Source organism: Burkholderia sp. LMG 13014 (assembly GCF_905232215.1).
Taxonomy (GTDB): domain Bacteria; phylum Pseudomonadota; class Gammaproteobacteria; order Burkholderiales; family Burkholderiaceae; genus Burkholderia.
The window spans coordinates 1-10,185 of sequence record NZ_CAJNKE010000189.1 but is presented as its reverse complement, the minus strand read 5'-3'; the positions used below and the strand labels follow the sequence as shown (position 1 = coordinate 10,185).

Annotated in this window: 8 protein-coding genes; 7 read left to right on the top strand and 1 reads right to left on the bottom strand. The window is 66.4% G+C overall.

What is annotated here, in order from left to right:
* Positions 1-31 precede the first annotated feature (31 nt).
* The 7 genes from JYJ84_RS19170 (at position 32) to JYJ84_RS19140 (ending at position 9,013) form a co-directional block, all read left to right on the top strand.
* Positions 32-1,336: a DUF6418 domain-containing protein gene (locus JYJ84_RS19170; protein ID WP_240201876.1), complete on the top strand. Its 1,305-nt coding sequence runs from the start codon at positions 32-34 to the stop codon at positions 1,334-1,336.
* Entirely contained in the window at positions 1,333-2,571 is a 1,239-nt protein-coding gene (locus JYJ84_RS19165) for a hypothetical protein (RefSeq protein WP_122946823.1), read from the top strand. Before JYJ84_RS19170 ends, JYJ84_RS19165 begins: the two co-directional genes overlap by 4 nt.
* 119 nt (positions 2,572-2,690) lie before the next feature.
* Positions 2,691-3,899: a glycosyltransferase gene (locus JYJ84_RS19160; protein WP_164462656.1), complete on the top strand. Its 1,209-nt coding sequence runs from the start codon at positions 2,691-2,693 to the stop codon at positions 3,897-3,899.
* A gap of 201 nt (positions 3,900-4,100) precedes the next feature.
* On the top strand, positions 4,101-5,912 hold the full coding sequence (locus JYJ84_RS19155; RefSeq protein ID WP_175222602.1) for an alpha/beta fold hydrolase: 1,812 nt from the start codon (positions 4,101-4,103) through the stop codon (positions 5,910-5,912).
* Positions 5,913-6,024: 112 nt separating this feature from the next.
* A complete protein-coding gene (locus JYJ84_RS19150) occupies positions 6,025-6,270 on the top strand; it encodes a hypothetical protein (protein ID WP_174976655.1) in 246 nt (81 codons plus the stop codon).
* A 156-nt stretch (positions 6,271-6,426) separates the two neighbouring features.
* Complete coding sequence (locus JYJ84_RS19145) at positions 6,427-7,644, top strand: glycosyltransferase (RefSeq protein WP_122946826.1); 1,218 nt, start codon at positions 6,427-6,429, stop codon at positions 7,642-7,644.
* A gap of 79 nt (positions 7,645-7,723) precedes the next feature.
* Positions 7,724-9,013, top strand: a complete 1,290-nt coding sequence (locus tag JYJ84_RS19140; protein ID WP_122946827.1) for a hypothetical protein — start codon at positions 7,724-7,726, stop codon at positions 9,011-9,013.
* 24 nt (positions 9,014-9,037) lie between these two features.
* On the opposite strand, the gene JYJ84_RS19135 is transcribed toward JYJ84_RS19140, so the two are convergent.
* The coding region (locus JYJ84_RS19135; RefSeq protein ID WP_205189375.1) for a mannose-1-phosphate guanylyltransferase/mannose-6-phosphate isomerase at positions 9,038-10,185 on the bottom strand (1,148 nt) is incomplete at its 5' end.

Sequence of the window (10,185 nt, the reverse complement as noted above, 5' to 3'; positions counted from 1 at the left end):
GGGCGCTTGGGCGCCGAGCGCGACCTGTACGTTGCTGGTGGCGGTCGCGGGGCTGGTTGCGCTGGTCGTCGCCCGCCCGGTGTTCGCCGTGTCGATGCTCTACCCGCTGGTGATCGGATTGACCGCGTTCGTTGCCGGCGTGGGAATCGAATCCGGCGGATTCCTGCGGGAAACGGACATCTTCGGTGTCGCGAACGGCGCGTTCAGCCGGCTGCTGTCGTTCTACGCGATTTTCGTCGCGTGCGCGCTGTACGCATTCGAGCGGTGCCTGAACGAGCGCGACGTGCACGTGCCGATCCGCGCGCGGATGACGCGCCAGCCGATCAGCGTTGCGCTCGGGCTGGGGCTGGTCGGCGCGATCCTCGTGACGGGCGTGCTGGCGGGCCTGACGGGCGGCTTCGCGGTGCTGAGCGGCATCAACCGCTACGCGCTGCGCAACGATGCGTCGAACAGCTCGCTGTTCAACCTGTTCCTGAACAACCAGACGTTCGTCGCCGTGCTCCTCGGCACCTTCTGCACGAGCTCGAACCGCGTCGTGCGATGGGTGTCTGTCGTCCTGATCGTCGCCGATCTGGTGCTCGAAGCACTGCACGGCGAGCAGTTCATGGCCGTCCTGCACGTGTGCCTGACGTTTCTGATCCCGTTCATCGCCATTCACGCGATCAACGGCAAGCCGGTGATGCGCTACCTCGGGATCGGCTCGGTCATCGCGCTCGTGATCGGCAGCGTGTCCGTGTTCTATGCGTACCGGGGGCAAGGGCTGGACATCGCGGAGACGGTGGTGTCGCGCTTTCTCGAACAGGGGCAGGCGTGGTACGTCGTGGACGGCGACGCGCATCTGTTCAGCGCACCGACGCTGGGCGGCATGGCGGCGTTCGGGCGTTTCCTGGGTTCGCTGGGCTCGTTCACCGAGCCGACGTTCTTCAGCGGTGCGCCGGTGAGCGGCCTGCGTGACCTGATGCTGTCGTACGGCACGCCCGAGATCCTGAAGGCGTACGTGTTCGACGACGTCACGTTCACGATGGGTAACGTGGCGGTGCCGGTCTACTGGTTCGGCTACGCGGGCGGCGCGCTGTTCGTCGCGTTGACGGGGGCGATCTACGGCGCGGCGAGCGCGATCCTGATCCGGATCGCGATGCGCGGCGGGGTCGTGATGCTGTGGCTGTTCGCGAAGATCTTTGCGTACGCGACCTATGCGATCCAGCAAGGCGATTACTGGACGCTGTTCGGTGTGCGCACGTTGTTCTACCTGGCGATCGCGCTGGTCTGGTGGTATTGCATCGATGCACGGCACGTGAACGCCGACGCGAAGCGGATGGGCACGGGGGCATCTTGAACGCGTTCGTCAGGCTTCTGTTTTCGTCGTTCGCGGGCGTGGTGTGCGAAAAGATCATCGGGGCGCTCGCGGCGATCGCGAGCAATCACCTGTTCGCGAACATCTACGGCGCGCGACTGTTCGGCGAGCTGCAGTTCGCGTTGTCGCTCGCGTACGTGATCGGCAGCCTTGCGCTGATTTTCGGCGCACAGGTGATCCAGCCGATCCTCGGCAAGCATCCGCGCTTGCGGCACATGGTCGTCTACCGCGCGTTCCGCCTGCGGCTTACGCTGACACTGGCCGTCATGGTGCTGTTCATGGGTATCGTGGTGATCGTCATGCGGCCGTCGAGCGTGTCCGAACTCACGTTGATCGCGGCCTTTGCGCTGATCGTGGAGCCGATCGCGCTTGGCTCGTTGATGGCTTATGCCGAGTCCCGGCCGTGGGTCATCACGCGGGCGAGGGCCTATGCAAGCTGCGTCCGCGTGCTGTGGCTGTACATCGCGGCACACGCGTCGATGGGCGTGGTGGTCGCTGCGTTCGCATGGCCGCTCGAGGCATGCGTGGCGGCTGCCGCACCGTTCAGCCGCTATCGCGCGCTGGCGTTGAAGTCGCCGAAATCGTTCCGCGGCAGCGCGGCCGTCACGAAAGCGCTGGTCGTGCGCGGGCTGCGGATCTGGCCGGCCATTGCGGCCAGCGTGCTGGTCCTGCGCATGGACCGGCTGCTGCTCGGCGTGCTGGTCTCCAAGGCCGATCTCGGCATTTACGCGTCGGCGGCGTCGCTGGTTGAACAGTGGAACTCGGTCGGCACGACGCTGGCGCTGGCGCTGGCGCCGAGCATGGTCTTTGCGGCGCGGACCGAGTCGCTGGTGCGCGCCAAGGCGTTGAAGCTCGGCCTGTATCTCGGCCTCGTCGGCTGTGTCGCGTGGGTCGGCAGCTGGTTCATCGGCCGCACGGTATTCCTGACGATCTACGGGCCCGCGTTCGTCGACGGTGTGCCGATCATGATCTACGCGACCGGCTGCTCGATCGCCACGTTCGTCGATGCGGGGCTGAGCACATGGCTCCTGGCCGTGCGCCGCTACCGGCTCATCATGATCAAGCAGGTGCTGATCGTCGCGGCGATCGTCGCCGCGCCGTTCGTCATGCCCCGCGCGCTGGTGATGTATGCACCTTCGACGGGGATTGCCGTCTCGCTCGTCGTGTTCTGGTGCGTCGTGCTCGGCTATCTCTTCCATAACAGGGTGCGTTCATGAACGGCCGGTTCCGTGCGGACATGGGCCTTGTTGCGCCGGCAACCGGCCGGACGCGGGTGCCGCGATCCGCACGCGCCGCATGCAAGCAAGAGGGTTTGGGATCGATGGGGAGGTCGCTCGTGAAAAGCCGGGTGCTGATGGTGATGACGCGGGACATTCCGCAGGATGTATCGAACGGGCGGGAGCGCACGCTGAGCTTCATCCGGAAGGCGATCGGCGAGCACACGGAAGTGGCCGAATTCAAGATCCGCTCGGTGTTCGAAGACGGCGGTATCCGCGCGAAGATCGGCGCGGCGGTGCGGGTGGGATGGAGCGTGTTGCGCGGCGCGCCGTGTGCGCTTCAGGTGGCGATGTTTTCGCATCCGCGCAAGCGGGCGGCGCTGCTTCGCGCCGTCGACGCATTCAAACCGGACGTGATCTATTTCGACGGCATCCGGCTCGTGGACTACGCGATCCTGGTTCGGCGCCATGTGCCCGGTTGCCGGATCGTCGTGGATTTCGACGACCTGATGTCGCGTCGCGCCGACATCCTGCGCGAGCAGGATTTTCCGCTGTCGGCCGGATATCTGGAGAAGTCGCTACCGGGGCCGTTCGTCAGGCTCGCCAACGCGAAGCTGGTCCGCAACGCCATCCTGGGCTATGAGGCGTATGCGCTGAAGCGGCAGGAGCGCGCGGCGATCGGGTCGTCGCATGCCGTCACGCTCGTCTCCGTGGAGGACGCGCACGCGTTGCGGCAGTCGCTCACGAACGACGAAGCGGTGAAGGCGCACGTGATCGCGCCGCCGATGGATGCGCTGCTGCCGATGCGGCGTCCGGCGGCGCCGTTCCGGTTCGTATTCATCGGGTCGGACCGGCAGTTGCAGAACCGGCTTGCGATCGAGTACCTGGTGGCGTTGTGGGCGCGCGTCGGGCCGGCGACGCCGCTGGTGATCTACGGGCGCATGGCCGGTCGCTACGATCCCGTGCCGAACGTCGAGTTCGCCGGATTCGCGCCGACCCAGGCGGACGTCTATACCGCGTGCTCCATTGCGTTGTGCCCCGCGTTCCTGCGCGGCGGCATCAAGTCGAAGGTGCTGGAAGCCGTGTCGTACGGCTGCGTGCCGGTCGGGAACGAAGCGGCCTTCGAGGGGCTCGGGTTCCACGACGACGCGCTTGCGATGAGCGAAGCGCGGCTCGAGCGGTTCGTCATCGAGCCGGCCGCGGAGCTGGAGCATGTCGTGGAAGCGGCGACGCGCTTTTCCGCCTATTGCGAGCAGCACTTCAGCATGCCGGTATTCGACGGGCGGTGGCGCGTGCTGATCGCGCCACCGCCTGACAGCCCGTCGTGACGGGCCAACACAGTGCAAAGGAGGGCATCGATGTCGTGACCTGAACGACTCGCGGACGACCGGCTTCCGGACCTCGCATGTGCAGCGTGGCCGCCGGAAAGGGGAACGTCTTCCGCGAGCGATTTGCCGTCCTTCGGCCGATCGATTCAGCAGTTCGGCCGAAGGACGCCATAACCATTCTTCACCGATACCTAATAGAAAATGAGACCGATCATATTTGGCGGGCGGTTCGGATGGCTGCATCCGGGCAACGGGACGCGGGGCGTCGTCCTGTGCAACGCTTATGGACACGAATCCGTCTGGAGTCACGGCGGCATGCGGAATCTCGCAGACCGCCTGTCTGGCCGAGGGATGCCGGTGCTGCGCTTCGATTACCGCGGCACGGGCGATTCCGCGGGGGCAGATGGCGCGAGCGACCAGTTCGAGACGGCCGTCGACGACGTGTGCGCGGCCATCGCGCGGCTGCGCGACGAAACGGGCGTGACGCAGGTGACGCTGTGCGGCCTGCGGCTGGGCGCGGCATTCGCGTTGCTGGCGGCCGGTCGATGCGACGTCGACCAGCTCGTGTTGCTGGCGCCGGTCGCAAGCGGGCGCAGCTACGTGCGCGAGCTGTCGATCATGCGCAATATCTGGCTCGACCGACTGCCGGCACCGTTGCGGGAGGCGCAGCCGAAGGACGCGCCGTTCAACGTGCTCGGGCAGGTCTACAGTCCCGAGTTCCGCGCACGACTCAATGCGTTCGACGCGGTCGACGCATTGAAGGACAGCACCGGCGCGCCGGCGTCGGGCACGCTGATCGTCGACGTGAATGGCGGTGGCAGCGAATCGCTGCACCAGCGGCTCGAAGGGTTGGGCGGCCCGGTCGAGCGCCGGTCCTTCGAAGGCTATGCCGCGTTCATGCAGGAGACGACGTTCTCGAGCCTGCCCACGCGGGTGTTCGACGAGGTGGTCGACTGGGTCGCGGCCAGGGCCACGATGGTCCGGCAGGCCCTGCCGCCACGTGCCGTATCGAACGCGGGCCAGGATGCCGACCTGATGCTCCGCACGCCGGAAGCCTGCGAACAGCCGGTCAGGTTCGGTGCGGCCGGCCTGTTCGGCATCATGTGCATGCCGCATGCGATGCACGACCGCGGGCCGGTTCTGCTGATCACGAACACGTCGGCCAGCGCGCATGTCGGAGATAGCCGGCTGTCGGTGCGGATCGCGCGGGAGCTGGCGCGGCGCGGCATCGCGTCGCTGCGCTTCGACGGCCGCGGGATCGGCGACAGTTCATCAGTATGCGACGGCACGTCGGACGACGTGCGTCAGCCGGTCTATTCGAGCGCGGTCGTCGAGGATGTCTCGACGGCTGCCCACTGGCTGAAGGAGCAAGGATATCGACATGTCGTGTCCTTCGGCATCTGCTCGGGCGCATACAGTGCGTTGCGCGCGGCGCTCGTGGGGCGGGCGCTGTCCGGCGTCATCTCGGTGAACCTGCAGAGCTTCCACATGCCCGACGGCCTGTCGACCGACGCGCTGCGCCAGCATCGCCCCAATTCGATGGCCGGCTACCGCTCGTCGTTCTTCGAGCTCGAGAAATGGAAACAGGTGCTGGCCGGCAAGCGCCGGATCATGCCGTTCGTCCGGCTCGTGCTGAAGCGCGTGACGACGCGCGCGGCCGTCAGGATCGGCGCGTGGCGGCGCCGGATCGCCGGATGGTCGTGCGCGGAGACGATGCCGGTCGACCCTCACGACATCCTGCGCACGCTGCAGCGCAAGGAGGTGAGCACGCTGTTCGTGTGCGGCGCATACGACACCAGCCTGGACCTGATGACGACGTACTTCGGCCCGCGCGGCAAGCGGCTGTCCCGGTTTTCGGGCGCGCGCGCCGTCGTGCTCGACGATCTCGATCACAGCGTCTTCAGCTCGCATGCGGCCGACGCGGTGGTCGGACTGTGCAGCGAGTTCGTCAAGGGGCTCGATGCGCGTCGCGCACCGGTAGGGCGGATCGTCAAGGCCGAATCGCCCGCGTGATTCGGGGCCGCCGGAGGCTGTGTCAGATGTCGCACAGTCGGCGAGCCAGTGCGTTGATAGAGTCACTCGTCTGTCTTCGACGACACTGCTCGGCCGCTGTGCGACCCTGACGATGAATCCCGAAAGCCCCGGGCGTGTGGACCGTATCGACGCAATGCGCGTCGTCGCGGTCCTGCCCGTCATCCGGACGCACCACGCCAGGCGATTCGTGTCGCTGGCGGGCGCCCGGCAGTGGCTCGACACGCGGCAGCGCACTGTCAATGTCGGACGAATCGGCGGGGTGGTCTTTTTCGGGGTCAGCAGTTTTCTGATCGGCAAGCGTCCGGTCGACGCTGTGCAAGACCCGGTCCGACACTGACGGGAACGCACGCGTGATGGCGAAGGGGTAACCGCGTGTTGCCGACATGAATGGACTGTACGGAGTGGAGAGGATGCTGGCGAGTGCAAAGGTGCCTGATGGCTGCGGCGGTGTGCCGCGAGATCGGATTGTTCAACATACGCTCCGGATACCGAATTGAACGCTTTCCCGTCGACCGGCTCGCGCGCTGAAACCACGCGCGTTGTCGTCATCAACGACTACGCGAGCAGCAAGGGCGGTGCGGAGGAGGTCTACCAGACTTCCATCGAGGTGCTGCGAAACATTCCAGGCGTCGACGTGTACTCGTTCGACGACACGAATTTCCCGCCGGGCGAAGGCACGCTCGTGCGTAGCTGGAACCGCGCCGCGTCGAGCGCGCTGGCGGCGCTGCTGGACGAGGTGCGCCCGCATCGCGTGCTCGTGCACAACTATCACAACCTGCTGACGCAATCGATCCTGCCGGTACTCGCGCGGCGCCGCCGCGAACAGGGATTCCGCACGTATCTCACGTGCCATGACTACCATCTGGTCTTCTACAACCCGAACATGCTGACCTATCGCGACGGCCGCCCGGTACCCGTCCCGGTCGATGCGCTGTCGAATCCGGCGCGGCTGTTCGCGCTGGCGAGCACGAAGGGCCGCATCTACGATGCGATGAAGAAGCTGCACTGGCATGCGGTGTACGCGTATTGCGATCCGCGCGACGTATTTGACCTGTTCCTGTGTCCGAGTCCGTATATGCGCACGGTACTGGCGCGGCGAGGCATCACGAAAAGCGCGGTGCTGCCGAATCCGGTGAGCCAGCTGGCAGAGCCTTTCCCGCCGCGCGTGTGTGCGCGCGAGCAGTTCGATCTCGCCTATGTGGGGCGGCTCGCCCCGGAGAAGGGCATTCACGAATTCATCGAACTGGCGCGCCGGACGGATTTCCGTCGTATCGGCAGCCTGACGCTGTACGGCGACGGGTTGCTGCGCGCGGAGCTCGAAGCACGCCACCAGGATCTGGTCCAGGCCGAACGGCTGCGCTTTGCCGGGCGGCTTGGCCACGACGCGCTGTTCCATGCCCTGCGCGCGCACGACGCGCTGGTATTACCGTCCGTCTGGGCCGAAAACGCGCCGCTCGTCATGGTCGAGGCGGCAACGCTGGGGCTGCCGGTACTCGCGCACGAAATCGGCAGCCTGTCGACGTTCGGCAGCGAGATCGGCAACAAGATCCTGTACCGGAATTCGCCGGCCGGCCTGACGGGCGCGCTCGACGAACTGGACCGTCACCTGCGTACCGCCGGTCGGCGCTACGACTGTTCGGCCTATACGCCGGCGCACTACGCGGCGCAGCTTGCGTCGTGGATGGGGCTCGGCGGGCAGCAGAGGGACTAGGGCGCGGCGTGGGTTCGTCGCCGGACACTACCGGCCGCGCGTTCGCCGCGCGGCCCGAGACTCACTGAAGAGGAATGTCATGCGGGCACATCGACGCATCGTGGCGGTCGCGCTTGGCGTACTGGCGTTGTCGGCCGGTCACGGCTACTGCGATGACGGCGTGCGGGTGGCGGCGCTCGCGCCGGCCAATACGTCCGCCAGCCGCGAATTCAAGGGTTCGTCGAACGGGCTCCTCGCCGGAACGTCATCGATATCGAAAGTCGACGTGCATACGTTGCTGTACCCGGGCAGTACGACGCAGGTGCTGGCCCACTACCTGCCGTGGTGGGGGCCCGTCCCGCGCGGCTTGAACGTCGGCTACCGATCCGACGACCCGCGACAGGCCTTTCGTACCTTCGCGGACATGCGCTCGCGCGGCGTCGACGGCGTGATCATCGACTGGTACGGCCAGGGAAATTTCGTCGACACGGCTTGGCGGGCGTCCCTGCCTGAACTGGCGAAGTTTCCCGGGATGACGTTCTCGATCATGATCGACAGCGGCTCCTTCAAGTTCAATGCGTGTCGCGGCTGCGATGTGACCGCGACGATCCTGAACAACCTGGCTTACATCAGCCGCGAATACTTCACGTCGGACCAGTATCTGCGTTACGACGGCCATCCGGTCGTGTCCGAGTTCGGGATGGACACACTCGAGCCGGCCGACTGGGCACGCATTCACGCGGCGTATCCCGACATCTACTGGCTCCATACGCTGGTGCAAGGCTTCGACTTTCCGTACAGCAAGGGTGCGTATGTGTGGACGCAGCCGGTCTCGCGGACCCTGCCGCAGGCAGCTGGCACGCGGTACGACCTGCGGTATCGCGAGCGCTTCTACAGCGTCGCGCGGAACCAGCCGCCGGGGACGATCACGGTCGGCGGCGTATGGAGCGCGTTCGACGATACGAAGGCACCGTGGGGCGCCGCGGCGCCACGCTTTCTTGCGCCATCGTGCGGCCGGACCTGGCTCGATACGTTCAAGACCATCAACGAGCGCTACAGCGCGCGGCAGCAGTTGCCGTTCGTCCAGCTGATTACATGGAACGACTATGAGGAGGGGAGCGCGCTCGAGCCCGGCATTGCCAGTTGTACCGCGATCGACGCGCAGCCGGTGGGCGCGAGTGTGGCCGTCCGGATCACCCATCAGGAAACCGTCGACCATCTCGAGTTGTACGAGCAGCTCGGCGCTGCGTCGTTCAGGCTGGCCGGCCGCTATCCGGCCGACACGACTAGCATTCCGCTCCAGGACGGGCGGGCGGGTACCTATTTCATCAAGGCGGTCGGCAAGCCGTTCATCCAGAACGTCGTGTCGGCGGCCATCGTCGTGCGCTGACGCGCGCGGGCAACGGCGGCACGATCATCGCACATCGTTCGCCGTCGGCAGGGCACGCGCGGCCGGCTTTGACGCATCCGGCTCCTGCGGTGCGCAGGTCGGCCGGCCATACTGATTGTCGAACCGGACGATATCGTCCTCGCCGAGATAGTCGCCCGATTGCACCTCGATGATTTCGAGCGGAATCCGGCCGGGATTCTCGAGGCGATGCAGTTCGCCGGCCGCGATGTACGTCGACTCGTTCTCGCAGAGCAGGAACGTCTCATCGCCACGCGTCACCTTCGCGGTGCCGCGCACGACGATCCAGTGCTCGGTACGGTGGTAGTGCATCTGCAGCGACAGCCGCTTGCCGGGCTCGACGACGATCCGCTTCACCTGGAAGCGCTCGCCGAGATCGATCGAATCGTAGTGTCCCCACGGCCGCTGCACCTTGCGGTGCTCGCTCGCCTGCGGGCGCCGTTCGGTCTTCAGGCGCGCGACGATGTTCTTCACGCGCTGCACGTCGTGCTTGTTCGCGACCAGCACGGCGTCGGGCGTCTCGATCACGACGACGTCCTTCATGCCGACGCACGCGATCAGGCGGCCCTCCGAGCGCAGGAGGCTGTCCTGCGTGTCCTCGAATACGATCGGGCCACGCGCGACGTTGCCGTGATCGTCCTTCGGCATGATTTCCCAGATTGCATCCCAGGTGCCGACGTCCGACCAGCCGGCCGCGAGCGGCACCACGATGCCTTCGATGCCGAGTTCGCGGTGTTCCGCGAGCCGTTCCATGACCGCATAGTCGATCGAATCCGACGGACACGCGTCAAAGGCCGCCGCATCGATCCGGAAGAACGGATCCTCGGCGATGCCCGCACGCCAGGCGGTTTCGCAGGCCGCATGGATGTCCGGCGCGAGCGTGGCGATCGCCGTCAGCCAGACCGATGCGCGCGTGACGTAAATCCCGCTGTTCCACCAGTAGTCGCCCGATTGCAGGTAGCGCTCGGCGAGCGCCGCGTCGGGCTTCTCGACGAAGCGCCCGATCGCGTAGCCACCCTGGCCGCCGTGGCGGCCCGCGCGCGGCTCGCCGACCTGGATGTAGCCGTAGCCGGTTTCCGCGCGCCGCGGCAGCACGCCTAGCGTGACGATTGCGCCTTCCTGCGCGTAGTGCGCCGCTCGCGCGATCGCGTCCT

What these genes read in the sequence shown, in the direction of transcription:
- JYJ84_RS19155 (WP_175222602.1), top strand. Translation starts at nt 4,101, where the DNA reads ATGAGACCGATCATATTTGGCGGGCGGTTCGGATGGCTGCATCCGGGC.
- JYJ84_RS19150 (WP_174976655.1), top strand. Translation starts at nt 6,025, where the DNA reads ATGAATCCCGAAAGCCCCGGGCGTGTGGACCGTATCGACGCAATGCGC.
- JYJ84_RS19140 (WP_122946827.1), top strand. Translation starts at nt 7,724, where the DNA reads ATGCGGGCACATCGACGCATCGTGGCGGTCGCGCTTGGCGTACTGGCG.